22 protein-coding genes and 1 pseudogene are annotated in these 23680 nt (G+C 70.0%); 13 read left to right on the top strand and 10 right to left on the bottom strand.

The genetic code is table 11. From position 1 onward, the window contains the following. A partial coding sequence (locus tag C7C46_RS35905; RefSeq protein ID WP_220040604.1) for a hypothetical protein occupies positions 1–190 on the bottom strand: 190 nt, incomplete at its 3' end. 484 nt (positions 191–674) lie between these two features. Between C7C46_RS35905 and C7C46_RS37300 the strand changes: the two genes are divergently transcribed. The 3 genes from C7C46_RS37300 to C7C46_RS12915 all read left to right on the top strand — a co-directional run bounded on the left by C7C46_RS37300 (position 675) and on the right by C7C46_RS12915 (position 2544). Then, positions 675–1610: an SNIPE associated domain-containing protein gene (locus C7C46_RS37300; protein WP_281278539.1), complete on the top strand. Its 936-nt coding sequence runs from the start codon at positions 675–677 to the stop codon at positions 1608–1610. Positions 1611–1612: 2 nt separating this feature from the next. Then, the gene (locus C7C46_RS36440) at positions 1613–1936 is read left to right on the top strand and encodes a GIY-YIG nuclease family protein (RefSeq protein WP_245984384.1); all 324 of its coding nucleotides are present in this window, start codon (positions 1613–1615) and stop codon (positions 1934–1936) included. A gap of 146 nt (positions 1937–2082) precedes the next feature. Beyond that, on the top strand, positions 2083–2544 hold the full coding sequence (locus tag C7C46_RS12915) for a prevent-host-death family protein (protein WP_110668947.1): 462 nt from the start codon (positions 2083–2085) through the stop codon (positions 2542–2544). A 517-nt stretch (positions 2545–3061) separates the two neighbouring features. On the opposite strand, the gene C7C46_RS12905 is transcribed toward C7C46_RS12915, so the two are convergent. From C7C46_RS12905 to C7C46_RS12895, 3 genes are read right to left on the bottom strand one after another with little or no spacing between them, the layout of a single operon-like run. After that, positions 3062–4450 carry a threonine/serine exporter family protein gene (locus C7C46_RS12905; RefSeq protein WP_110668943.1) on the bottom strand — a complete coding sequence of 463 codons (1389 nt, stop codon included), beginning with the start codon at positions 4448–4450 and terminating at the stop codon, positions 3062–3064. Beyond that, positions 4447–5100 carry a MarC family protein gene (locus C7C46_RS12900; protein WP_110668941.1) on the bottom strand — a complete coding sequence of 218 codons (654 nt, stop codon included), beginning with the start codon at positions 5098–5100 and terminating at the stop codon, positions 4447–4449. The genes C7C46_RS12905 and C7C46_RS12900 overlap by 4 nt, the downstream gene beginning before the upstream one ends. 26 nt (positions 5101–5126) lie before the next feature. Continuing rightward, a complete protein-coding gene (locus C7C46_RS12895; protein ID WP_110668939.1) occupies positions 5127–6371 on the bottom strand; it encodes an arginine deiminase in 1245 nt (414 codons plus the stop codon). A 1909-nt stretch (positions 6372–8280) separates the two neighbouring features. Here C7C46_RS12895 and C7C46_RS34985 point away from each other — a divergent pair. Next, positions 8281–8448 carry a hypothetical protein gene (locus tag C7C46_RS34985; RefSeq protein WP_181442327.1) on the top strand — a complete coding sequence of 56 codons (168 nt, stop codon included), beginning with the start codon at positions 8281–8283 and terminating at the stop codon, positions 8446–8448. A gap of 104 nt (positions 8449–8552) precedes the next feature. Here C7C46_RS34985 and C7C46_RS36435 read toward each other — a convergent pair. After that, a pseudogene (locus tag C7C46_RS36435) lies at positions 8553–8908 on the bottom strand (hypothetical protein); the annotation flags it as partial. Positions 8909–9000: 92 nt separating this feature from the next. Then, complete coding sequence (locus C7C46_RS12880) at positions 9001–9465, bottom strand: class F sortase (protein ID WP_342775397.1); 465 nt, start codon at positions 9463–9465, stop codon at positions 9001–9003. A 949-nt stretch (positions 9466–10414) separates the two neighbouring features. On the opposite strand from C7C46_RS12880, the gene C7C46_RS12870 reads away from it, so the two are divergent. The 3 genes from C7C46_RS12870 (at position 10415) to C7C46_RS12860 (ending at position 13509) form a co-directional block, all read left to right on the top strand. Continuing rightward, the gene (locus C7C46_RS12870) at positions 10415–11575 is read left to right on the top strand and encodes an ice-binding family protein (RefSeq protein WP_110668931.1); all 1161 of its coding nucleotides are present in this window, start codon (positions 10415–10417) and stop codon (positions 11573–11575) included. Between the two features lie 145 nt (positions 11576–11720). Further along, positions 11721–12392, top strand: a complete 672-nt coding sequence (locus C7C46_RS12865) for a DUF5819 family protein (protein ID WP_110668929.1) — start codon at positions 11721–11723, stop codon at positions 12390–12392. A 16-nt stretch (positions 12393–12408) separates the two neighbouring features. Next, complete coding sequence (locus C7C46_RS12860; RefSeq protein WP_146259073.1) at positions 12409–13509, top strand: HTTM domain-containing protein; 1101 nt, start codon at positions 12409–12411, stop codon at positions 13507–13509. A gap of 264 nt (positions 13510–13773) precedes the next feature. On the opposite strand, the gene C7C46_RS12855 is transcribed toward C7C46_RS12860, so the two are convergent. Next, the gene (locus C7C46_RS12855; protein ID WP_110668925.1) at positions 13774–15033 is read right to left on the bottom strand and encodes a hypothetical protein; all 1260 of its coding nucleotides are present in this window, start codon (positions 15031–15033) and stop codon (positions 13774–13776) included. A gap of 552 nt (positions 15034–15585) precedes the next feature. Here C7C46_RS12855 and C7C46_RS12850 point away from each other — a divergent pair. The 3 genes from C7C46_RS12850 to C7C46_RS12840 all read left to right on the top strand — a co-directional run bounded on the left by C7C46_RS12850 (position 15586) and on the right by C7C46_RS12840 (position 17035). Then, complete coding sequence (locus C7C46_RS12850) at positions 15586–16278, top strand: DUF6882 domain-containing protein (RefSeq protein WP_110668922.1); 693 nt, start codon at positions 15586–15588, stop codon at positions 16276–16278. 122 nt (positions 16279–16400) lie between these two features. Further along, positions 16401–16616, top strand: coding sequence for a type II toxin-antitoxin system VapB family antitoxin (locus C7C46_RS12845; RefSeq protein ID WP_110668920.1), 216 nt, complete (start codon positions 16401–16403; stop codon positions 16614–16616). After that, complete coding sequence (locus tag C7C46_RS12840) at positions 16613–17035, top strand: PIN domain nuclease (RefSeq protein WP_110668918.1); 423 nt, start codon at positions 16613–16615, stop codon at positions 17033–17035. Before C7C46_RS12845 ends, C7C46_RS12840 begins: the two co-directional genes overlap by 4 nt. A gap of 268 nt (positions 17036–17303) precedes the next feature. On the opposite strand, the gene C7C46_RS12835 is transcribed toward C7C46_RS12840, so the two are convergent. From C7C46_RS12835 to C7C46_RS12825, 3 genes are all read right to left on the bottom strand, one after another. Further along, positions 17304–18224 (bottom strand): helix-turn-helix domain-containing protein, encoded by a 921-nt coding sequence (locus tag C7C46_RS12835; protein ID WP_110668916.1) that lies wholly within the window; start codon positions 18222–18224, stop codon positions 17304–17306. A gap of 96 nt (positions 18225–18320) precedes the next feature. Beyond that, complete coding sequence (locus tag C7C46_RS12830) at positions 18321–18782, bottom strand: SRPBCC family protein (RefSeq protein WP_110668913.1); 462 nt, start codon at positions 18780–18782, stop codon at positions 18321–18323. Continuing rightward, on the bottom strand, positions 18764–19774 hold the full coding sequence (locus C7C46_RS12825) for an ArsR/SmtB family transcription factor (protein WP_110668911.1): 1011 nt from the start codon (positions 19772–19774) through the stop codon (positions 18764–18766). Before C7C46_RS12825 ends, C7C46_RS12830 begins: the two co-directional genes overlap by 19 nt. 87 nt (positions 19775–19861) lie before the next feature. Here C7C46_RS12825 and C7C46_RS12820 point away from each other — a divergent pair, with 87 nt between their 5' ends. The 3 genes from C7C46_RS12820 to C7C46_RS12810 all read left to right on the top strand — a co-directional run bounded on the left by C7C46_RS12820 (position 19862) and on the right by C7C46_RS12810 (position 23663). Next, positions 19862–21073: an MFS transporter gene (locus C7C46_RS12820; protein ID WP_110668909.1), complete on the top strand. Its 1212-nt coding sequence runs from the start codon at positions 19862–19864 to the stop codon at positions 21071–21073. A 205-nt stretch (positions 21074–21278) separates the two neighbouring features. Then, positions 21279–22409, top strand: a complete 1131-nt coding sequence (locus C7C46_RS12815; protein ID WP_110668907.1) for an NADH:flavin oxidoreductase — start codon at positions 21279–21281, stop codon at positions 22407–22409. A 21-nt stretch (positions 22410–22430) separates the two neighbouring features. Beyond that, positions 22431–23663 carry a metallophosphoesterase gene (locus tag C7C46_RS12810; protein WP_110668905.1) on the top strand — a complete coding sequence of 411 codons (1233 nt, stop codon included), beginning with the start codon at positions 22431–22433 and terminating at the stop codon, positions 23661–23663. Positions 23664–23680 lie beyond the last annotated feature (17 nt).

Genomic DNA, 23680 nt, shown 5'->3' with positions numbered 1-23680 from the left:
ACGAATGGGCAACAGGGTCAGGGTTGTCGTCCTTGGCTGCACTGCAGTTGCTCCAAGAACTTCGCTCCAGGCTCAGCGCCACGTACACCGAGGCGAGTCTCACCACCGCTGCCAGAGTCTCGATTTCGCAACGTCCATGATCGGCGTGGCAGCAGCGGTGGATCATTGCCTTCCGCAACCGCAGCGTCACCAACCGTGGGCGGGCAAGTCAACGGTGGCGCCGACGGGACGAACCGAGGGTGAGGCCTGTTCCGTTGTATCGATTCAACACACCGCCAGGCTGGCCCGTACCGCCACCGGGCTGGCTTCCGCCGCCCGGCTCGCAGCCCGACCCGTCCTGGCCGCCGCCACCGCTCGGCTGGCAGCTATGGGAGCTGGCGGAGCCTCCGGCAGCACACGCATCGGCACCTCACGCACCCGCATCCGACGCCTCTGCGGACTTTGTTGGATCAGGCGCTTCCTGGGACATCGCGCCCCCAGCGGCGGCACCGTTGCCGACGCCGGAAGGTGTCTCCGGAAGTGCGGGAGTCACCTCTGCCCCGATGCCCGCAGGAGTACCGTCCGCGCGCCGCGGAGGCCTGCTCGGACGACTCCGCAAAGACGATGAGGCCGAGCAACTCCGCGCCTGGATTACCAGGACGCAAGGGCTGGATGCCCTCCAGGTCGCCGAAGTCATGCGCCAGGCGAAGGCCGAAGCTTCGACCCTGCGGGAGCAGGCCGAGACGGAGGCGGAGCAGATCCGCCAAGCTGCCAGGGAGGCGGCGAAGCAGGGGAAGGAGGAAGCTCGCAGAGCCGCCAAGGAGGCCGACAGTGCCCGGAAGGAAGCGGAGAGGCACGGCCGGGAGGCTTTCCAGGCCACGACGCGTCTTGCAGAACTTCAAGCACAGATCGTGACCACGGACGAGACCGCCATGCTCCAGCAGGTCGGGATTTACGCATACCGGCACCAGCTCCAGGACGCCGTTGCCTACCGCAGCCGACTGGACTCGCTCCAGGCGGAGATCAAGAGCCTGGCGCGCACGAACCAAGCCGTCCTTGCCGCAACCGACTGGACGGTCAACGGGTCCGTACGTGAGGGCCGCAAGATGGTGCGCGACTTCTCGAAGCTGATGCTGCGGGCGTACAACGCCGAGGCCGACTACGCCGTGCGGACCATGCGCCCCCACCGGTTGGTCTCCCTCGTCGACCGGCTCTACAAGAGCCGCGAGACCATCGCCAAGCTAGGCGCCACCATGCACATCCGTATCTCGGACAGCTATCACGACGCCCGCGTGCGTGAACTGCAGCTCACTGCCGACTTCTTGCAGAAGAAGGACGAGGAGAAGGAGATCCAACGGGAGCTCCGGGCCCGGGAGAAGGAGGAGGCTGCAGCTCAGCGCGAGCTGGACCGGGAGCGGGAGAAGCTGCACAAGGAACTGGGTCACTACCAGGCGGCGATCCAGCGCCTACGGGAACGGAAGACCACGCCGCTGTCAGCGAGATGGAGGCGAAGCTCGCCGAGCTCGAGGCCGCGCTGCAGACGGTTGAGGCACGAGCCGCGAACGTCCGCACTGGATACGTCTATGTCATCTCCAACGTCGGCGCCTTCGGCAGCCGGGTCGTCAAAATAGGAATGACTCGCCGTCTCGAGCCGCTTGAGCGCATCTACGAGTTGAGCGGCGCAGCCGTCCCGTTCCGCTTCGATGTTCGCGCCTTGATCTTCAGCAAGGACGCGGTCGGACTCGAGTCCCAGCTGCATCAGGAGTTCGCAGCCCGCCGGGTCAACCGCGTGAACAGCCGCAAGGAGTTCTTCTACGTCACGCCGGCCGAAGTACGCGACGCACTGATGCGCCGAGCCGGAGAGCACCTCGTCGAGTTCAGTGAGGAACCGCAAGCCCTGGAATGGCGGGCCAGCACCTCCGACTCGGCCACCTGGCAGACGTCGACCAGCCGCTGACCTGCGGCAGTTATGGAGAGAGATCGAAGCCCCGGCTGTGAGCGCCGTCCAGCGCAAACAGCCGGGGTCGTTCTCGGTTCCCGCAACCCCCATCACCAAGAGCCCTCATCTTGACTTCGGAATGTGTTCCGAAGTAGCCTCAATCCATGTCCACACTCACCGTGTCGTTCTCTGACTTGTCAAAGAACTCCAAGCGGGTCGCTGACACCGTTGAACACGCCCAGCGAGTCCACATCACGCGTCGCGACGGCGAGGACCTCTACCTCACGACCGAACGCCATGACCGCCAGCGCGAGGAGACTGCGGACGTCACCGCACGCCTGTTCGCCGCGCTGATCAGCAACGACGAAGGTGCACGGGCAGTGCTCGTCGCACTGCCCACGGTCTTCCCTTGGACCCGGCACCTGTCGGCCGCCGAGGTGCGGGAGTTCGTTGTCGACCTAGTGGACGCCACTCGTGACGCCGTGGAACTCGACGTGCATGCCAACCTGCACCGCGTCATCGTCGAATGGCGCGCCAGCGCCAGAATCCTGGCAGACCCCGAACTGACCGCACAGCTCACCGGACCTCTCCCCGGCGATGACCATGGCGAGGTGCTCGCTCCATGAGCCCCAAGCGCGGTGACGATGTCCCGCCGCCACCCATCGGCGACGAGTGGCGACTTCGGTTCGCCACGAACGAGGCAGCCAAGGGATGGGGCGACCTCTGCGCGGAGGCCACAGGGAACGCCCGCCGCTGCTTCGAAGCCCTCCGCACCAACCCACTCTCCATGAGCGACCCAGATCGGCAGCACAGGTTGCGAGGCCGCCTCGCCACCCGAGCACTGGGCGGCGACGAGCTGCCACAGTGGGAGTACGAGGTGACCGCTGGCGGGCGTGTGCGCTACCTCGTGGACGTGCCCGGTCGGACAGTCCATCTCGTCTATGCCTCCACTCGCCATCCGGAGGACACTGACGCGTAGGCCTCACCTCAGGAGGCGGCTGGGATCAGATCGCGGTCTCAGTTCTGGTCTCATTCATCCGCGCCCGCCCTGCGCCAAGTTCAGTGCGCCTGGTCGCCCTGGATGAGCTGGACCGGCCCGGTCAGCTACTGAATCTGAATTCGTGATGTCGGCCTGAGCGACGGTCAGTAGCTGCGGGTGCGTTCGGCGGCGAGGCGGTGCAGGGAGGGGACGCGTCGTAGTTGGCGGGTGAGTTCGCCGCCGATGCTGACGCCGATGGCGAGGGCGAGGGCGATGGCCGCGGCGCGGCTGAGGTCGCCGAGGCCGTCGGCGGGGCGGCCCTGGATGAAGGCGAGGACGCCGGTGTAGGTGAGGGCGCCGGGCAGCAGGGGACCGAGGGCCGCACTGATGTGCGGCAGCGGTTGCAGTTTCTGCTGGCGCGAGAGGGTGTGGGCGAACAGTGAGGCGGTGGCGGCGGCGATGCCGGTCGCGGCGATCGCGCTCATGTCGAGCTGACGGGTCAGCACGCCGAACACGGTCCAAGCGGCGGCGCCGTTGAGGGTGACGAACGGCAGCGTGTAGCGGGGGGTCTGCAGAAGAACAGCCAGCGAGATCGACAGTCCGGCCGCCGCCAGGAGCTGGAGCCCAGGGGCGGAGCTGCGCTCCAGGGGATCCTCGGGGCGTAGGTGGGCGCCGAGGAGTTCGCCGAGCGGGAGGATGGCGAGGACGCCGAGGATGACTCCGGTGATGAGGTAGAGGAGTTCGACGAGGCGGGCGGCGGCGGTGAGGTAGAAGCCGGTGAGGCCGTCCTGGACGGCGGCGACGAGGGCGCGGCCGGGCAGCAGGGCGAAGAGTCCGCCGGTGATGACCTGGGAGCCTCGCAGCCCGGCGCCGGCCAGGGCCAGGACGACACCGACGACCGAGGCGGGTGCCGCGGCGATGACGTACTGGTAGAACTCCGGGATCCCGCGGTCGTAGAACACGCCGGCGAGGCGGTCGCCGATGAACGAGGCCACGAAAGCCGCGGCGAACGTCATGACGGCCTTCGCGTCGGCGCTGCCGCCCACCAGAAGGGTGGCACTCGCAGCGAGGGTGCCCGCGACCAGGGAGATCAGCCAGCTCGGGTACGGGGGGTGGCGACGGCGGATCGCGGCCAGGCGGCGGCGGGCGTGCTCCAGGTCGAACCGGCCCTCGGCGACCTGCGCCACGAAGGTATAGGTCGCGGAGAGGCGGGTGTAGTTGGGGGCGCGCCGCCACACCGTGCGGTCCAGGACCGTCGCGCCCTCGTCCTCGGAGCGGCGGTGGCTGATGGCGATCATGGTGAAGGTGACCTGCGGCTCGCCGTCCAGGCCGAAGGGGCGGGCGACCGTGCGCATGGCGGCCTCGACGTCCTCCGTGCCCTGGCCGTCGGCGAGCAGCAACTCGCCCACGTCCAGGGCCAGCCCCAGCACCCAGGCCGTGCGCCGTCCAGCGGCGACGCCTTCCCGGGGCCCGATGTCCTTGAGCGGCCGGGTGCGCAGCCTGTGCAGTCGGCGGTGCCGGACCGGTGGTGTGCTCGTGGGGTGCCTGGTCACAAGGAGTTGAGGACGTCGTCGACCAGGCGGGTGCCGCCGCTGGCGATCAGGGTGACCGCGATGGCGGTGAGCAGGATGCCGGCGACCCGGTCGAGGACCGCTGCGGTGCTCGCCGAGACGCGGCGTACCAGGTGCCCGGACAGGTAGAGGGTGATGCCGGTGACGGCGGCGTAGGCGAGCCCCGCGACGGTCATGGCGATGCCGGCTTTCCACCCGGCGACGTCGGCGCGGTAGGCGACGAAGAAGCCGAAGGTGGTGCCTCCGAAGGTGAGCGGGAAGGTGAGCGGGGTGAAGACGATGGAGCGCCACGGCGCCTTCGGGCCCCTGGCCGCCTCGCCGTCGGGGGCCGGGGGTGAGGAGCCGGAGCCGGTCATCATCGGCACCGCTGCCAGGATCAGCGCGATGCCGCCCGTCGCGGAGAGCGCGGCGGTGCTGATGCCGAGCAGTTCGAGTAGCGGCTCGCCCACCCACAGGGCGAGGAGCATGAGGACGGTGACGTTGCGGAACAGGCCGAGGGACAGCCTGAGCTGTTCCTTGGGGGTGTAGCCCTCCATGTAGGGCAAATAGGAGGACAGGGCGGCGATCGGACTGTAAAGCGCGAACAGGGCCAGGAACAGGAGCAGGGCGTGGCCCCAGTGGAATTCCGACACGGGAACCTCCGGGTGTGAGGGGCGCGTCAGTAGTCGACGGGGTCACGGACGATCGGGCAGGTCATGCAGTGGCCGCCGCCGCGCCCGCGGCCGAGCTCGGCGCCGACGATGGTGATGACCTCGACGCCGGCCTTGCGGAGCAGGGTGTTGGTGGTGGTGTTGCGGTCGTAGGTGAAGACGACGCCGGGTTCGACGGCTACGGCGTTGTTGCCGCTGTCCCACTGCTGGCGCTCGGAGGTGTAGACGTCACCGCCGGTCTCGATCACCCGCAGGCCGCCGCTGAGGCCAAGCGCCTTCGCCACGACATCGGTGAACGGGGCGCTGCCTTCGTCGGTCACCTCGACCCCGGGCGCTTTGTCGGAGGGGCGCAGGGAGAAGGTGTGCACCGCGTTCATGATCGCCGGGTGCTGGGTGACGATGTCGCGGTCGGCGAAGGTGAACACGGTGTCGAGGTGCATCGCGGCCCGCAGCTTCGGCATGCCGGCGACCACGACGTGCTCGGCGGTGCCTTGGGCGAAGAGTGCGGCGGCGACCTGCGTGATCGCCTGCCGGGAGGTCCGCTCGCTCATGCCCATGAGGACGACGCCGTTGCCGACGGGCATGATGTCGCCGCCCTCGAAGGTGGCCTGGCCCCAGTCCTTCTCCGGGTCGCCCCACCAAACGGTGGAGTCCTTGTACTCGGGGTGGAAGGTGTAGATCGCCTTCATGAGCAGGGTTTCATCGTGCCGGGCCGGCCAGTACAGCGGGTTGAGGGTGAGACCGCCGTAGAGCCAGCAGGTGGTGTCGCGGGTGTAGAGCGTGTTCGGCAACGGCGGCATCAGGTACTCGCGCACCCCCGCCGACTCCCGGGCCAGGCCGACGTACCCGGTGCGGAAGTCCTCGGGCACGTCGGAGGTCGCCAGACCGCCGATCAGGAACTCGGCCAGCTCTCTCGGTGCCAGGGTCTCCAGGTAGGCACGGGTGCCGTCAACGAGGCCCAGGCCGACTTCGTTGACGGTGATCTTCCGTTCCAGCAACCAGTCCCGCGCGCCGGTTACCGCCATCGTCTGCGCGAGCAGGTCGTGCAGCTCCACGACGTCCACTCCGCGGCCGCGGAGCTTGTTGACGAAGTCCGCGTGGTCGCGCTGCGCGTTCTCCACCCACATCACGTCGTCGAACAGCAGATCATCCGAGTTCGTCGGGGTCAGCCGACGGTGTGCCAGGCCGGGTGCGCACACCAGGACCTTGCGCAGCCGCCCGACCTCCGAGTGCACACCGACCGAACCGCTCATGTGATGCCTCCACGCTCGACTCCGTCATACCGCCCGAGAAGAGCTGCCGGGCGCCCGCAGGGCGGAGCAGCCAGCGCCTATCGAACGACTCATGGTGCTCTCTGGTATCCACATCGCACCACGCGTAGTACCGCGTACCCGTCACACCACCCGCACGGCCCAGCAACCGTGTCCGGCACCGGCGGCCGGCACGCACCCCAAAGGCACCGCCCGGCCCGTCCGGAGGCGGGGGCAGGAGGCCATGCCGGGCAACCGGCGCGGGAGTGTTGACGCGACGTTGGCACGCCCCCGGTCCGGGGACAGCCACCCCGCAGCGAATGACACCGGCCGCCATCTGGACGCACCTGCGGTGGGCTGCCGGGCGCTGAGCGTGGGAACGTGCCCAAGCGACCGCCTCGCCGGAACAGCAACAAGCCGGCCCGCCCGTCGCCCACTCAGCCGTTCACTGCGACTCCCGGTGAGGACCCTCCATGGAAACCGACGAGCTGACCGCCGACCTCCTGCAACAGCTGTGCACCGCACGGCCCTACCCGGTGGTCTCCCTCACGATGCCCACCCACCGGCGCGAGCCGGACAACGCCCAGGACCCGGTACGCCTGCAACCTCCTGGCCGAGGCCGAAAGCCGGACCGACAACGACGCGGAGATCTCCCGCCAGGACCGCATCGCCCTGCACCAGGAGCTGGGACGCGCCCTTGCCGACGTCGACCTGCGACACGCGCGGGACGGCCTGGTCCTCCACGTGACCCCTGACAGCCACCACATCTGGTACCTGCCTCGCGAGCTACCCGAGCGGGTGGTCCTTACGACCTGGGGGACCGTGTTGGTCACCGGTGCCGGCGGCCTCATCGGCAGCCGCATCACGTCCCAGCTCCGCCGGCTCGGCGCCCGCCCCATCTCGGTATGCAAGCTCGACGCCGCCCAGGCCGCCCGCCGGTCGGCTGCCGGCTGTCCGGTCCACCCCGACAACGACGGGCAGCTGCGGGCCAGCGCCGGCTGGCTGCCGGAGCACATCGGCTACCGCCCCGGCCACAAGATCGCAGACGGCATCCGTTGCTCGGAACACCGCACCCTCACCGCCCACGACGGAGCGACCGCGACGGGCTTCGCCCAGGCCCTCACCGAACTCTCACACAGGTCGAGAGCTCGACGGGGATCACACTCCGCCCAGAGCCGTGCTGGTCGGCACCTGGCCGTAAGAATGGCACCAGACCGCGAGCGAGCTGCTCGCTGCAGATACGGACGGTTGGCACAGCTGGAGTCCGATTCCGACTTCCTGCCGTCGGCCGTGGCACCCGCCCACCCGCCGACGGCGTCGGTGAGGCCGGCAGACGAGCGGATACCGCCCGAAGCCGGGCTGCCTCCTGGCAGGCACCCGCGTAGTGGGCGGACGAGAGCCGCTCCGTGACCGGCCGGGCCGGGTGCGTCATTCGCGTGACCACTCGGTTTCGGCCTGGGGTTCGCCGACAGCATCGGCCCCTTCCCAGAGGCGGATCCTGACTGCCCGGGGGCCGGGAGCAGGCTGGGAGAGCGTGCGCACGAACACGTCCCGCAGGTGGTTGGCCGCCCGCTGAGGCGACCCCTCGTACTCCAGCGGATTCTGCGTGGGAGCACCGTCCTGCCGGGACCAGTGGCCGTCGTCGTCCTGGGTCTCCAGAATCCATCGGTAGTGCCGCATCCTGGCCTCCCGTGCCAACCGTCCCGCCCCCGGAAACGACGGTATGGGCGGAGCGCATCAACCGCGACCGGTGAGCCCAGCCCGCGCTGCGGCTCTGCCCGCCGACGGAAACAGGCCGCCGAGAGTACGTCCGTCGGGTTTGCCTCCGGCGGACTCGCTCATACGCGGGGTGCGGGCCCCGACCCGCCGACGGACCGGCGGTGGCCTCGGACCTACCTCGAAGGAGACCGACATGGCACTCGTGTTCTTCCTGATCATCGCGGCGATCGTGCTCGGGCTGGTCGGCGTCGTCGCCCATGGCCTGCTCTATCTGCTGTTCATAGGTATCGCCGTACTGATCATCGCGCTGGCCCTCTCCGCCATCCGGTTCCGGCGCGGAGGCCAGTCCGCGAACCGCTGAGCGCCCGGGCGACCGCCGCCGACTGGGATCGCCGTCAGTACTCGGAACCGCTGCGCAGGTAGGTGCCCGCGACCTGGAGCCACGCGCCGGGGCCGACGCACGCCATCGACAGTGTCCAGCGTGAGGGCCGGCACCCCGACCTCGTCGCCGCCGTCCAGCAACGGCAGGTACACCCGCACCCCGTCGGCCTGCGCCGCCTCGACTGAGACGCCGCGCAGGTAGACCACACCTGCGGGGGAACCGTCGACCGGCACCGGCTCCCCGGCGGCCAGCCCACGGCCGGGCAGCGGTACCCGTACCAGTTGCCCGCAGTCCTGCAGCAGGAGCGCCGGGTTACGGCCACCGATCCTCGTCACCGCGCGTCCGCGACCAGCGGAGCGACCAGGCGGGGCGGCAACTCATGAGCTTGATCGAGCAGCGCGCTCTCGCACACGCTGAAGCGCGAGCGTGGTGGGATCACCTGCGACGATGCGGCGCTCTTCCTGGTCGAATGGCGAGGCGGTGTCTGAAAGAGCGCGAGAGCTCGGCGCTGGACCGCCCACGTGTGCGACGTCAGCGTGGTCTGGTCCTTGTCAGGTGGGCGTACGCGACCACATTGCCCAGATAGCCGGTCTTCTTGGAGAAGGCCCCGCCACAGGTGATGAGGCGAAGTTCCGGCCGGTGGGCCTGCGCGTAGACCTTGTCACTCGGGTAGTGGTCCTTGGGATACAACTCGACGGCGTCGACGGCGAAGACGGCCACCGCGTGGTCCTTCCGCTCGATCTCCACCTCGGCTCCCGGGTGCAGGCGGCCCAGGCTGTAGAAGACGGACAGTCCGCGCTTGTTGTCGACATGACCCGCCATGACGGCGGTGCCGGCCTGTCCAGGCGTCACCCCGCCCTGGTACCAGCCGACCAGGTTGTTGTCGTCCGCCGGTGGTGCTTCGAGGTGGTCTGAGGAGTCCAGCCCAAGAGCGATGACGCGCGCTTCGACACGGATGGCGGGGATGCGGATCCGGATCGGCGTCGACGCGCTCATGGCCGGGACGGCGGGTGGGGAAGCGGGAGATGACGTCGGCGGCGGACCGACGGCTCCCGGTGTGGCCGAGAACGCCTGTGCGGCCGAGGGCTGCGGCGGAAGCTCTGTCCGGGAGCCGTCCCGCATGAGCCACATGCCAACGGCCAGCGCCGTCGCGGCGCTGATGACCGCCAGCGGCCTGTTTCCCCGCACTGCCGCCTCCTCAGCCTGGGCACTGACCGGCTCGCCACGCCTTCGGGAAGCGGCCGCTGACGTTCCTCGGCCGCGGCGGCCCGGAACCGACGGTACGAGGGCCCGCGCCCGGCGGTCGAGACCTCTGGGTGCGGCCGGGAGATCCGACCGGCCCGATGCACGGCCCCAGAGGCTTGTCCCGCCTGGCGTCGGCCTCCGAGTTTCCGTTCATCGTGTCACCCACCCCCGATCCGCCTGTGAGCCACCACCAAGCCGAAAGAGTGATGATATGTCTGGCTATTTCCGCAGGTCCGTGGTCAGTACGCACCAGGGGCCGATGACCGGCGGCATGTCGTAGACGAATGATGAGCCTTCGTCATGGAGCATGGCACCCATGGACGGGAGAACGACACCGGTCCCCTCGCCCAACGGCGGCGACGCCGCTGCGGCCACGTCGAGCGGTGCACCCTCGGCGGGCGCCGGGCCACGGGCATACCAGGGGACTCGCGCCCCGACTTCCATCCAACCGTCGAGCGCTCCTCCTGCCCCAAAAAGGAAAGTCCTACCGGAATCACCCGTTTGCGCCGACCTCAACGACAGGTGAAGCACCATGGGCAGGAATAAAATAATTCGTATGCGATCTATATCCGCAAGGATGGCTTGAGGCATGCCTCCGCTTCTTTGATTCTCCTAGTGAAGCTGCCGCGGATGAGACGTGGATCTTTCCGGTCGATCGCACTACTTCCATTGGACTCTCCTGAAGGAGCTAGGTGCTTCGATGAAATCGAATGCCCCGGGCGCGCTCAGACGGCGCGGAATCACCAGGTTGGCGGCTGCGGCCCTCACGCTCGCACTTTCGGTCGCCGGGATGACGGCGGTACCGACCCCTGCACAGGCGATCGGCGTCGCCGTTCCTCTCGGAACTGCCAGCAGTTTCGCGGTTCTGGCGGGCCAGTCCGTCACGAACACCGGCCCGAGCACGATCAACGGGAACCTCGGTGTGAGTCCAGGGACTTCGGTGACCGGGTTTCCCCCCGGCACGGTGAACGGCGTCGTCCACTCCGCCGATGCCGTCGCGCTGCAGGCCCAGACCGACCTGACCACGGCGTACAACAACGCGGCCGGTCAGGCCTCGGATGCCAGCATCTCGGGTGACCTCGGCGGCCAGACCTTGAGCCCCGGCGTCTACACCGCCTCCTCACTGATCGGGCTCACGGGCACGCTCACGCTCGACGCCCACGGTGACCCCAATGCGGTCTTCATCTTCCAGGTCGGCTCGACGCTGACGACGGCCTCGGCCAGTCGAGTGCTCCTGGTCAACGGCGCCGCACCGTGCAACGTCTTCTGGAAGGTCGGCAGCTCGGCCACGATCGGGACCAACTCCACCTTCGTCGGCACCATCATGGCGCTGACATCGATCTCGGTCACCACCGGCGCGACCATCGACGGCCGGGCACTGGCCCGCAACGGGTCGGTCACCTTGGACACCAACGTCATCACCCGGGAGACCTGCTCAACGGGCGGTACGACGGCTGGTACGACCGCCGGAACCACGGCCGGAACGACCGGAGGCACCGGCGGGACGGCTGGCGGCACCGCCGGTACGACCGGCGGCGGGACGGCGGGTACGACCGGCGGCTCGGGTGGGACCTCCGGGACTACAGCTGGCACGACCGGTGGCACGACGGCCGGTACGACCGCTGGTGGGACGGGCGGTACGACGGCCGGCGCGACCGGCGGAACAACCGCCGGCGCGTCGGGTGGTGGTGCGCCGGGTGGCGGCGGCCGTCCCCCGGTCGGCGGTGTGGGCACCGGTATCGGCGGCAGCGCACACGGGCCGAGCCCCACCGAGATCACGATCGGCGGCGTCCTCGTCGGGCTGACGCTGATCAGTGTGGGATTCTTCGTCGTCCGTCGGCGCACAGCGAAAGCCTCCTGACACCGCATCTGGCCCGCGGCCGGCGCGGGTGAATCCGGCGGCGCTGTGCACTGCTTCCAGGAATGCACAATGTATTCCTGGATACGCGGTGCACGGCGTCCGCCGACCTTTATGACGGCCGGAACCCGGGATTCGCGAGGAGAAGATGAGTAACACCGAGCATGAATACGCGGAGAGCGGGCCGGTGCAGGTCGAAAAGGATCCGTTGGGGCTGCCGGCCCGCCTGACCGTCACCACGGCCACCGTCATGTGCGTCGCGGTGGCCGTGGTGCACGTGTGTCTTGTTTTCCTGCATGTCGCACCGCCCAACACCGTCTCCCAAAGGTTCGGACGGCAGGTCAACGCGTGGATCTACCCTTACTTCGAGCAGAACTGGCAACTGTTCGCCCCGAATCCGGAGTCCGTGCGACAGCAGCTCTCGGCACGGACGGCAACGGCCTCTTCGGACGGTACCCGGCAGGTCAGTGAGTGGGTCGACCTGAGCGCCGTCGACGACGCTGCGGTGCGGCACTCTGCGTTCCCCAGCCACACAGCGCAGAACATGCTCCGGCGAGCATGGGCGGCCTACCTCGAAACCCACGGCGCCGATGACGGGCCCTCCTCGGAACGGGCCCGGATGCTCCAGGAGTACCTGCGGAACATTGCCACCCAACGCCTCGTCAGTAGCGGGCACCACGCCTTCGAAACAGTCCAGTTGCGTGTCGTCAACACACCGATCGCGCCGCCGGGACAGCGTTCCGTCAGGGGTCCCACCACCGAAGCATCCGCCGGCACCAGGTACCTCCCATGGTGGCCGGTGGAATCCTATGACCGCTGACCGGGCGCCCCACCGCATGGCCGGACCACTCACCCTCCTCAACGAGCGGGCGATGTCCCTCCACGCCGCAGCCGTCCTGCGGGTCGGCTACGGGCTGCTGTATCTCGGCTTCCTGCTGCGCGAGTTCCCGTACCGCGACGAGATCTGGGGCCCCAGCTCGCCCTGGACCCCAGCCCTGGCACGCGAACTGCTGGGCCAGGAGCAGTGGTTCAGCTTCCTCACACTCTCCGACAGTCACGCATACTTCGACGCCTGCTATGCGCTGGCCGTCCTGACCTCAACCCTGTTCGCGCTGGGTTGGCACACCCGAGCAGTGTCGGTCCTGTTCGCCCTGGTGGTGACCTCGTTCCACGGCCGCTCCATCTTCATAACGGACGGAGGCGACAACCTCATCGTCCTGATGGCCGTGTACCTCGTATTCACGGCCTGCGGGCGCCGTTGGTCCCTCGATGCCCGCAGAGCCAGAATCCGCACGGCCGCGACGGGGGTAGGACCCAGGCCGGCCGGCTCAGCAGCGGAGTCCTACGAAGGGCAGGTCGCGCTGGTCCGCGACCGGCTGAGCACGCTCCTGCACAACTGCGGCATGTGCGTCATCGCGGCCCAGGTCTGCCTCCTCTACGGAGCCGCCGGCCTGTACAAGGTGCAGGGAAGCCTGTGGCGCGACGGCACGGCGCTCCATTACGTCCTGCACCTCGACCTGTTCCGACCCTGGCCGGGCCTCTCCGAGCTGGCTGACGATCATGCCCTGTTCATCTCCGTGATCGGGTATCTCACGGTGCTGGTCCAGGTGGCCGTCCCGTTCACCGCGTTCAGCAGGCTCAAGTACGTCGTCCTGGGCGTCCTGGTCGGCCTGCACATCGGGATCGCGGTTCTTCTTGGGCTGCCGGTGTTCTCTGGAGCGATGCTCATCGCCGACGCCGTCTTCCTGCCGGACCGCCTCCTCCTCTCCTTGGGCCGGATCGGACGGGCCGCCTGTCGGTGGCGGCCGGCGCGCCGTCGACCGGCGCCCGCGACCGCGACCGGAGCGAGACCCGGGACACCCCTGCCCCTGCCCCTGCCGCTGCCGCTGCCCGAGCAGACTTCGCCCGCCGGGCTCGATACGCGCTCCCCAGGCTGAGTGGGCGCGGGCTCCTGGTCTCAGGCTGCGCCCGCGCAATTCGTCGACACCACAAGGGCCGGAGGTAGGTGTCGGCGGCTGAACCGTGGTTCTCATCGCTTCCGTGCCAGCGCCAGCTTCACCGGTCGGCGAGACCAGCACCTCCGCAACCAGGTGACAGCTGATCGGCAGCAGAGCCACAGTGCTGGCCAGAGGTCAGAGCGCGCGGGGCCAGCGCAATGGAAAATCGGCCCGCCGGCAGGGATGCGGCGGGCCGATAGAGCATCAGGGAGCAGCGACGTAGACGACCTGGCTCACGGCGTTCTGGAACTGCGGAGCGTCGGTGAAGGTCGCACGCCAGTAGCCCGCGCCGGCACTCGACGCGGCGACCGAGAAGCCGTAGCCCTGACCGTCCCAGGTGGCGGAGGGAGCGGTGGCAACGGTGGTCCAGCCTCCCTTGCCAGTGGCGGAGAACTGGATGTTCACCGGGATCGTCGCCGGCGTCATGTTGCCCGAGAAGCTCATCTCGCCGGTGACAGCTACGGTCGCGGCGTCGACTCGGGTCGGCGCGAACGAGAGGAAGGCGGCTGGCTGCACCACGGTGATCGTGCTGCTCGCCTGGGCATCGGCCAGGTAAAGGTCATCGCTGGCCCAGCCCACAGTGATCGAAGAATTGTTCCAGAGCGGCGGAGTTGCCGGGAAGAGCGCATTGCCGCCCGCGTCAGTGGTCAGCTGGACGTAGTTCCCGAAGGAGTTGGAACTGACCGTCTTGCCGGCCAGCGGCTGCCAGCCGGTAGGCGAGTCCCACAGCAGAGTGGTGCTGGTCGAGTTCACGGTGCCCTGGAACGGGACGGTGCGGGTGCTTGGCGTCTCCACCATTTTGGTCGCGGTCTTCTTCAGGGTGATCGGGAAGGAGGACGAGGACGACTGGTTGTAGAAGACGTGGTTCGGGTCGTACGAGTAGGACGCCTGGATGCTGTTCTGGTAGGCGTCGGTGACCGGGAGCGTGGCGGAGAAGCTTCCGTCCGCTGCGGTCGTCACCTCCGTGTGCTGGGCGTAGGAGGACACCCCCACGGTCAGCCCGCCCATCGGTGTGACGGCACCGGAGCCCGGCCACTGGCCCATCAGGTGGCCGCTGATGGTGACGCTGCGGTGCTGGTAGTCGACCGTTTTGCGGTCAACCTTGGTGTCGTTCAGGTTGGTGCGCACGGAATAGTAGAAGTAGCCCGCGCCATTGGCGGAGAGCGTGTCGCCACCCGCGTCGGAGGCCGACACGTCGATTCGGTAACTACCAAGGTCGGGCAGCTGGATACGCGCACCATTTTCCCAAGTGCCGTTCTCCGCGGTGCCGGAAGTCAGTTTGAAGTCCGCCACCGTGGCCACAGTCTGCTGGGTGGACATCGAGTACAGGCTGACCTTGACGTCCTTGACGGCAGTCGGCGCGGACAGCGACAGGACGAGCTTGCCGTTGTTGGTCCAGTCGTTGTGCGCGGCCTGGACAGTGATGCCGGTGTCAGCCTGCGCGACCGTCGCACCGGCCAGCACGAGGCTTCCAGCGACCAACGTTGAGGCCAAGGCCGCCAGAACCCTACGAGACGTCATAATTCCCCTTTTAACGGCTGTTTCGATGCCAACCAGCGATCAGCAGACGGACATTACCAGCGCCCACAGTCGCCCTCAAGGCGATTAAATGATGATGAACGCCGCATTCGGCACCCTGCGACAACGGACTCCTGACCAACCAGGGCGGTCCACCGCCCATCCGGCGCTCGGGCTCAAGGCAGCCGCGCTCTGGTTGCAGTTTTGATTGCATTCGCCCCTGTCCGGCGTCGTTCAGAAGCCCACCAGCGCCTCGCTCCACCGCAGGTCGGGATGCCTATGGCGGTCCGCGGACACCCGGACGGACAGTTGGAAAGCGTGTTGGGCAACCCCTCACGCGTTCAATCTCGTGTCCTCCGTCTCTGCCCGTTCGGGCAGTGGGAGGCCCTGACCGCCCCCAGCGGCCGAGGCCTTCGTCGTTTCGTGGCCTCGTTCGCGCCCGCGCGGAGGGGGCACGCGGGCCCCGAGGAGGTGAATCGACGTCAGTAGAGTCCCGCTATGACGACGACCTTCACCGATGCCTTCCTTCACACCGCCGAACGCCACGCTGCGTGGGGGGCCGAACAACTCGAGGAGCTCGGCCGGGTGATGCCCGGCGGTCCATGGACGGCCGACCTGGAGCAGTGCACGTACCAGTCGGCCGGCCGCACGATACGGGTCGGCCTCCTCGGCTCGTACGATCTGTCCGAGCGGTCCTGGCTCTGGGGGTGGGCCAATCCCGGGCTGCGTGGCAGTGCGGTAGTGGCCGCCAGCGAGCGCATCGCCGAGTACGGGCGCCGCAACGGGGTCCCCGAACTGCACTGGGAGAGCGTGGATCTGTCAGGGTTCGGCGATCCCCGCCGGGCCGCCGAAGCGCTCGCCTTCGTCGGAATGGGTGTCCTGGGTGCCCCTGGCTACATCGGTGAAGCGGCCGGGCCCGAGACTCGGGTCTACTTCGCCCCGGACGACCCGCAGATCCCGCACGCGCGACTGGATCCGATCACCATGCCACGCTTCCTGACGACCGGCGCAGGGCTGTTCGGGCACTGCGCGCGCGAGGTGGCGAGCGGCTACTTCACCCACCACGGCGTACCCGTGCAGATGGGCACCGACCGGATCCGCACCCACCTACCCGGCGGCAGCACCGTCGAGATCACCTTCGATGCGCTGGGTCGAATCGCGGCTGTCGACTCCACTCTGGCCGGAAGCTGAACGCATCGCCGCAAGCCCGCCCACCCGGCCAGCGCTGCGTACCGTGGCGATGCGCCGCCTCCCCTCTTGATGCCTAGCGAGATATACTTTCAACGTGAGTTGATATACAGGAGGTGCACCGCATGAGTCGGACCGTGATCGACCTGGACGACGAGCTGCTCGCCGACGTCGCCCAGGCCCTCGGCACCAGCACCAAGAAGGAGACGGTCAACACCGCGCTTCGCGAGGTACTGGAGAACAGACGGCGAGCGCTCGCCCTCACCCGGCTGCGCGCTGCGGCCGGGACCGGGGCCTTCGACCTTGAGATCTTCGAGGACAAGAGGAACTACCGTCGGTGAACGCCGCGCAATTCCTGATCGACACCAGCGCGCTCGCGCGCTTCATGCGCAGCGATGCCGAGCAGTACGGCTGGGACCAGGCCGCCGCGGCCGGCCTGATCGCAACCTGCCCCGTCACCGAACTCGAGTTCTTCTACAGCGCACGGACGACCGCCGATCGCGTCCAGGGGATCGAGGACATGCGGTTGCTGTTCAGCTGGGTACCGGTCGATGACCGCGCCTACGACCGCGCGTGGCAGGTCCAGGACTTGCTGACCAGACGAGGCCAGCATCGCAGCGCCGGACCCGTCGACCTGATCGTCGCCGCCACAGCTGAACTGCAGGGCCTGACCCTCCTGCACCGCGACCGTGACTTCGAATGCATCGCGAACGTCACCGGACAGGCCCTCCAGTGGTACGGGCCGGACCACGGTAAGTGACCTCATGCTCGGGCCAATCCCCACCGAGGGAGGAAAGGGCCGAGATCCTCTGACGACGCGCCCAAACCACGCCTTCAGGCCGGCGGCGTCCCTGGTCCGCGCGACTGTGAGCGCCCTCCACACGGCGAGGCAGCGAGGCCCCGTCGGTCTCCTCGTGCGCACAGAAAGCGTCGTCGCCGATCGTGAGGCGTTCGAGCGGGGCGCCAGGCGGTTCGGGGGCTGACGCAGTCCGTGTCCCAGTCCGAGGCCGGAGTTCGCGCGTCCGGCGTCAGCTCGTGCCGGTCCGGGCGGGCGCGGGTCCGGCGGCCTCGGAGCTGTGCCCTGCCCGCCGGGCGAGCGGGGCGCAGGCCCGGGCGAGAAGGTGCAGCGCGGCCTGTGAGCCTGAACCGGCCTCGGCGGTCGCGACGACGATGCGTTGGCCGCTCTCCTGCGGGATCGTCAGGGACTGCAGGTTGAGGTCCAGCCGGCCGACCAGCGGGTGGCGCATGCGATAGGCCGCCATATCCCAGTTCCGGACCCGGTTCTCGGACCACATGGTGGCGAATTCGGCACTCTTCATGGCCAGTTCGCCGATCAGCACGGCCAGCGTCGAATCGTCCGGATACTGGCCGGCGGCAAGCCGCAGCTTCCCCACCACCGCCCTGGCCTTCCTCGGCCAGTCCACGAACAGATCCCGGGTATGGGCGTCCAGGAAGACCAGCCGCGCCATGTTCGGGCGCCGGTCCGGCTGGTCGGGGATCTGCGGGTCCAGATGTCCGGCGAACAGGGCGTGTCCCGTGCGGTTCCAGGCCAGCACGTCGCTGCGGCGCCCCAGTACCACCGCAGGTGCGTCACCGAACGCTCCGAGCAGCTGCCTGGTCGCATCGTCCGTGTGCTCGGGCGCCAGCCTGCGGCGCTTGCTGCCGCGACGCGTGGCATGAGCCAGATCGTGCAGGTGGGCTTGCTCCACCTCGTCCAGACCGAGAGCCCGGGCAAGCGCGTCCAGGACCTCCGGCGAAGCGTTGAGCGACACGCCCTGCTCCAGCCGGGTGTAGTAGGACAGGCTCACCCCGGCCAACTGGGCCAGCTCGTCCCGTCGCAGCCCGGGCACGCGCCGCCGCTCTCCGAAATCCGGCAGTCCCACATCCGCCGGTTGCAGCAGCGACCGGCGGATCTGCAAGAACTCCCCCAGCCGCACTGATTTGTTCATGCAGCCGAGTATCTACGCCCCGGCGCGGTGCAGCCTGCCCCTGCCGGGGTTACGCAGACTGCGTTCACGGCCCCGCCGTCCAAGGATGGCTCTGCCTCAGGTGTCGCGGCGCAGGCGGTGGGCCAGGACGCGGGCGCGTTCGGCCTGGACGGCGGCGGCCTTGGTGGCGGCGTAGCGGAGCAGGCCGGGCGGGGTGTGGAGGTGGAGGGTGTCGAGGACCTGGGAGCCGCCGGCGGGGTGGGCGGTGAAGGCGAAGCGGTAGGCCATCCGTACGCCGCCGGGGCTGACCACCTGGCCGTGGACCGCTGCCTCGGCCGGGAGGCGGGCGTCCTCGGCGTGCAGGGTGACCCGGATGACGTTGTCGTGGTTGACCAGCCCGAGGATGCGGAAGCGCTCGACGGCGACGTAGTGGGTGACCCCGTCCTCGTGGCGCATGTCGCGCACCTCCGCGAGCAGCGGGGAGAGGCCGATGTAATTCTGCGGCTCCGCGAGGTGGGCGAGGAGGGCGGCGGGGGGTGCGTCGATCTCGTAGCTGTGGGTCAGTTCGGTGCTGGGCACGACCGGCTCTCCTGCTCCAGCAGTGCGTCGGCGATCGTGGTGCGCGCGTACAGCACGGAACGGCCGGCGCGGTGGGCGCTGACCAGGCCCGCGTCCCGCAGGGCGGTCAGGTGGTGGGAGGCACCGGGGGCGGACAGGCCGCAGCGCTGGGCGAGTTCGGTGGTGGAGGCGGGGGTGTCCAACTCGGCCAGGAGCATGGTGCGCGAGCGGCCGAGGACCGCGGCGACAGCCTCGGTGGAACTCGCGGCGCGGGGCTCCCAGAGGGTGCCGATGCCGCGGGCCGGGTAGGCCAGCTGCGGCGGGTCGGGCGGCACCGTCCTGGTGAGCACCCGCGGCCAGGCGAACGCCGAGGGGACCAGCAGCAGCCCGGCGCCCGTCACGGCGCTGGTGAGGGAGCAGTGCCGGCGCACCAGGTGGAGCACCCCGTCGTCCCAGCTGACCGTTTCGTGCAGATCGCCCAGGGCCTGTCCGGTACCGTACTCGGCCACCTGCCGGGCGCGGTGGAAGATGTCGGCCTCCAGCAGTCGGCGGATCCGGTCCCAGTACGGGGCCAGGGCCAACTCCCAGTAGAGCTGCAGTTCTTCGGTGACCTTCTCCAGGGCCGCGGCCGGCTCCTGCCGCAGCAGGCGGATCCGGGCGGAGCGGGAGAGGTCGCGCTCCGTGGCCAGCGTGTCCAGGTCGACGTGCACCCGGTCCGCCGGGGTACGCCGGATGGCCCGCAGCTCGTCGGCCAGGGTGGGGAAGGGTTCGGCGGGGGTCGGGTTGAGGAAGTCCGCCAGGTAGCCGTCGGCCGGGACCAGTGCGGCCAGCCAGCCGCGGTCCAGCCCGGCCTCGGCCAGGCGCGGCCGCACCTGTGCCGTCCAGCGCCGGTGCAGCGGCTGCTCCTGAGTCGAGCTCAACAGCCGGTAGCTGGTGACCACTTCCCACATCGGGGAGACGGCGAACCGGGTCTGGGCCATGTCGGCTGCGGAAAAGCTGAGTTCGGCCTTCATGGATGCCCCGTCACCTGGCCTGGGAGTTCGGATTCAGCCTGAGCTTAATCAGTCGCCACCGGCGCGACCAGACCGCAGGCTGACCGCATGCTCACCACCTTCCGCGGCCTGCCCGCCGTCGTCTGGACCCTGTTCGCCGGCACCGTCGTCAACCGGCTCGGCTACCTGGTCTCCCCGTTCCTGGTGTTCTTCCTCGCCGCACGCGGCGTGACCGGCGCGCAGACCACCTACGTCCTGGGGGCCTTGGGCGCGGGCAACCTGATCGGGCCGGCGGTCGGCGGCCTGCTGGCCGACCGGGTCGGCCGCCGCCGCACCATGCTGATCGGCCTGGTCGGTGCCGCCGGGGCACAGGGCGCCCTCTTCGCCGCCCCCGGGGTGGCCACGATGGCCGCCGCCGCCCTGCTGCTCAGTGCGGCGGGCGCCACGGTCTCCCCGGCGGCGTACGCGCTGCTGGCCGACTCGGTCGACGCGGCACGGCGCCAGCGCGCCTACGCCCTCTTCGGCTGGGGCGTCAACCTCGGCACCGCCGCGGCGGGGGTGCTCGGCGGCCTGCTCGCGGCCCGCGGCTACTGGCTGCTGTTCGCCGTCGACGCCGCCACCATGCTCGCCTTCGCCGCCGTCGTGGCGCTGCGGATCCCCGAGACCCGGCCCGCCCCCGGGGCACCCGCGACGGGCACGGCCGGCACGGCGCGCCCGACCGGCACCGGGTACGGCGTGGTGCTGCGCGACCGGCTGCTGGTCGCGCTGCTCCCGCTCTTCGGGGTCCAGCTGTTCGTCTACTCCCTCACCGAGGTCGCGCTGCCGCTGGCCATCCACGACTCGGGCCTGTCGCCGGCCGTCTACGGGGCCGTGGCCGCCGTCAACGCGGTGCTGGTGGTGCTGCTCCAGCCGCTCGCCACCACCCTGCTCGCCCGGCTGCCGCAGCTGCCGGTCCAGGCGGCGGGCAGCGTGCTGATCGCGGTGGGCGTCGCGCTGACCGGGGTCGCCGACAGCATCCTCGGCTACGCCCTCTCGGTGGTGGTCTGGTCGCTCGGCGAGGTGGTAGTGGCCGGCATCGCCGCCGCCCTGATCTCCAACCTGGCCCCGGCCGACGCCCGCGGCCGCTACCAGGGCGCGTTCCAGTGGACCTGGGGCCTGGCCCGGTTCACCGCCCTGACGGCGGGCGTCGGCCTCTACACCACGCTCGGCCCGGCCGTCCTGTGGTGGTCCGCCCTCCTGGCCGGCACCAGCACAGCGGCCGTCACCCTCACCCTGCGGCACCGAATCGCCCGGCGGACCGCCCTGCAACTGGCCGCCTGAGGCACCGCGCCTCACCGCACGCACCGCCCCACCTCAGGCACTGCCCCGCCAGAGCCCGGCCCGGGGCACCGCCACGCCCGGGGTGGCCGGCATCACAAGACAGCCGCACCGGCTGGTGAAATGCGCAGCTCGTCGGGACGGTTGGCAGTTGCACGCACGTCCGTGGTGTGCGGACCTGTTGACCGGCTCTTCCCGAGGAACACCCATGACCGTCGCTGCATCGCCCGCTGCCTCCCGCGCGGCGCGGATCCTGTCCAGGCCCGTCGTGTTGAACGGGCTGACCGTCCCCAATCGGATCGTGATGGCGCCGATGACGCGGATGTTCTCCCCGGGCGGGGTGCCCGGGGAGGACGTGCGGGCCTACTACGCGCGGCGGGCCGCCGCGGGGGTGGGGCTGATCGTCACCGAGGGGACGTACGTCGGCCACGAGTCGGCCGGGCAGAGCGACCGGGTGCCGCGGTTCCACGGGGCGGAGCAGCTGGCGGGGTGGGCGCAGGTGGCCGAGGCCGTGCACGCGGCGGGCGGGAAGATCGTGCCGCAGCTGTGGCACATCGGGATGGTCCGCCGGCAGGGGCAGCCGCCGTACGCCGACGCACCGGCCGTCGGGCCCTCCGGGATCCGGGTGGACGGCACCGAGGGCGCCGGCCGGGCGATGACCCGCAGCGACCTGGACGAGGTGATCGGCGCCTTCGCCGACGCCGCCGCGGCGGCCGAGCGGATCGGCTTCGACGGCGTCGAGCTGCACGGCGCCCACGGGTACCTGGTGGACCAGTTCCTCTGGGCGGGCACCAACCGCCGCACCGACGCCTACGGTGGCGACCCGGTGGCCCGCACCCGGTTCGCGGCCGAGATCGTGGCCGCGGTGCGCGAGCGGGTCTCGGCCACCTTCCCGGTGATCTTCCGCTACTCGCAGTGGAAGCAGGAGGCCTACGACGCGCGGCTGGCCGAGACGCCGCAGGAGCTGGAGGCGATTCTGGCCCCGCTCACCGCGGCCGGCGTCGACGCCTTCCACGCCTCCACCCGCCGCTACTGGCTCCCGGAGTTCGAGGACTCGGAGCTGAACCTGGCCGGCTGGACCAGGAAGCTCACCGGCCGCCCGACCATCACCGTCGGCTCGGTCGGCCTGGACGGCGACTTCATCCGCGGCTTCCAGGGCGAGGGCGCCCCGGTCCGCGGCATCGACAACCTGCTGGACCGGATGGAGCGCGAGGAGTTCGACCTGGTCGCGGTCGGCCGCGCCCTGCTGCAGGACCCGGACTGGGCCTTGAAGGTGCTGGCCGGCCGGTTCGACGAGCTGCAGCCGTACGCCGCGACCGCGTTGAAGACGCTGAGCTAGGAAGCACGGAGAATACCCGGCATGAGCAGAGCAGCAGCAACAGCAGACGTGCAGAGCGACGGCCCGCCGACGACCGGGCGCAGCAGGCCCCGGCGGTCGGTGGCCCGGCGGTTGGCCGTGCTGGTACTCGTCCTGCTGGTGCTCTGCCTGCCGCCGTGGTGGACCTTGTTCGCGGCCGGCGCGCAGTGGCCGTGGCCGGTCTCCGTGCTGGGCACGGCGGTGTTCGCGGCCTGGCTGGTCGGCTTCCCGTTCCTGATGGTCGCGGGCCACCGGGCGCAGCGCAGCGACCGGGCCGCCCGGATCGCGGACACCTCGCTCGGGGTGGTCTGGGTGCTGTTCACCTGGTCGGTGCTGGGCGGCCTGGCGGACCTGGTGCTCGGCGGGCTCGACCTCGGCGGCACCGGCCGGGCCAGGGCCGTCGCGCTGGCCGTCGCCGTGGTCTCGGCCGTCCTGCTGGGCTGGGGGCACTACGAGGCGATGCGGGTGCCCCGGGTGAAGCGGCTGGACGTCCGGCTGCCGCGGCTCGGCGCCGGCCTGGACGGGACCAGGGTGGTCCTGCTGGCCGACACCCACTACGGCCCGATCGACCGGGCCGGCTGGTCGGCCCGGGTCGCCGAGGCGGTCAACGCGCTGGACCCGGACGTGGTGGTCCACGCCGGCGACATCGCCGACGGCACCCCTACCGAGCGCCGGGAGCAGTCGGCGCCGCTCGGCACCGTCCGGGCCCGCCTGGCCAAGGTCTACGTGACGGGCAATCACGAGTACGGCAGCGAGGCCCAGGGCTGGCTGGACCGGATGGCTGAGCTGGGCTGGGAGCCGCTGCACAACCGCCACCTGGTGGTGGAGCGCGGCGGGGACGCCCTGGTGCTGGCCGGCGTGGACGACGTGACCGCGGAGTCCTCCGGCCTGGCCGGCCACCGGGCGAACCTGGACGGTGCCCTGGCGGGCGCGGACCCGGACCACCCGGTGCTGCTGGTGGCCCACCAGCCCAAGTACGTGCCGCAGGCGGCCGCGGCCGGCATCGACCTGCAGGTCTCCGGGCACACCCACGGCGGCCAGATCTGGCCGTTCAACTTCCTGGTGCGGATCGACCAGCCGGTGGTGCACGGCCTGAGCCGGCACGGCGCTCGGACCCAGCTCTACACCAGCCGCGGCACCGGCTTCTGGGGCCCGCCGTTCCGGGTCTTCGCGCCGAGCGAGATCACTGTGCTCACGCTGCGTTCGGAGGCCGGCGCGCCCGAGCAGCACTCCTGACCGAGCAGTCCTGACGC

It is taken from the genome of Streptomyces tateyamensis (assembly GCF_003205575.1).
In the GTDB taxonomy this organism is placed as follows: domain Bacteria; phylum Actinomycetota; class Actinomycetes; order Streptomycetales; family Streptomycetaceae; genus Kitasatospora; species Kitasatospora tateyamensis.
This window is presented reverse-complemented; position numbering and strand designations above follow the sequence as displayed.

Excerpts from the sequence above, each read along its gene's own strand:
- C7C46_RS37300 (WP_281278539.1), top strand. The coding sequence starts at position 675 with ATGCGCCAGGCGAAGGCCGAAGCTTCGACCCTGCGGGAGCAGGCCGAG.
- C7C46_RS36440 (WP_245984384.1), top strand. The coding sequence starts at position 1,613 with ATGACTCGCCGTCTCGAGCCGCTTGAGCGCATCTACGAGTTGAGCGGC.
- C7C46_RS12915 (WP_110668947.1), top strand. The coding sequence starts at position 2,083 with ATGTCCACACTCACCGTGTCGTTCTCTGACTTGTCAAAGAACTCCAAG.
- C7C46_RS12895 (WP_110668939.1), bottom strand. The coding sequence starts at position 6,371 with ATGAGCGGTTCGGTCGGTGTGCACTCGGAGGTCGGGCGGCTGCGCAAG.
- C7C46_RS34985 (WP_181442327.1), top strand. The coding sequence starts at position 8,281 with ATGGCACTCGTGTTCTTCCTGATCATCGCGGCGATCGTGCTCGGGCTG.
- C7C46_RS12880 (WP_342775397.1), bottom strand. The coding sequence starts at position 9,465 with ATGAGCGCGTCGACGCCGATCCGGATCCGCATCCCCGCCATCCGTGTC.
- C7C46_RS12870 (WP_110668931.1), top strand. The coding sequence starts at position 10,415 with ATGAAATCGAATGCCCCGGGCGCGCTCAGACGGCGCGGAATCACCAGG.
- C7C46_RS12865 (WP_110668929.1), top strand. The coding sequence starts at position 11,721 with ATGAGTAACACCGAGCATGAATACGCGGAGAGCGGGCCGGTGCAGGTC.
- C7C46_RS12860 (WP_146259073.1), top strand. The coding sequence starts at position 12,409 with ATGGCCGGACCACTCACCCTCCTCAACGAGCGGGCGATGTCCCTCCAC.
- C7C46_RS12850 (WP_110668922.1), top strand. The coding sequence starts at position 15,586 with ATGACGACGACCTTCACCGATGCCTTCCTTCACACCGCCGAACGCCAC.
- C7C46_RS12845 (WP_110668920.1), top strand. The coding sequence starts at position 16,401 with ATGAGTCGGACCGTGATCGACCTGGACGACGAGCTGCTCGCCGACGTC.
- C7C46_RS12835 (WP_110668916.1), bottom strand. The coding sequence starts at position 18,224 with ATGAACAAATCAGTGCGGCTGGGGGAGTTCTTGCAGATCCGCCGGTCG.
- C7C46_RS12825 (WP_110668911.1), bottom strand. The coding sequence starts at position 19,774 with ATGAAGGCCGAACTCAGCTTTTCCGCAGCCGACATGGCCCAGACCCGG.
- C7C46_RS12820 (WP_110668909.1), top strand. The coding sequence starts at position 19,862 with ATGCTCACCACCTTCCGCGGCCTGCCCGCCGTCGTCTGGACCCTGTTC.
- C7C46_RS12815 (WP_110668907.1), top strand. The coding sequence starts at position 21,279 with ATGACCGTCGCTGCATCGCCCGCTGCCTCCCGCGCGGCGCGGATCCTG.
- C7C46_RS12810 (WP_110668905.1), top strand. The coding sequence starts at position 22,431 with ATGAGCAGAGCAGCAGCAACAGCAGACGTGCAGAGCGACGGCCCGCCG.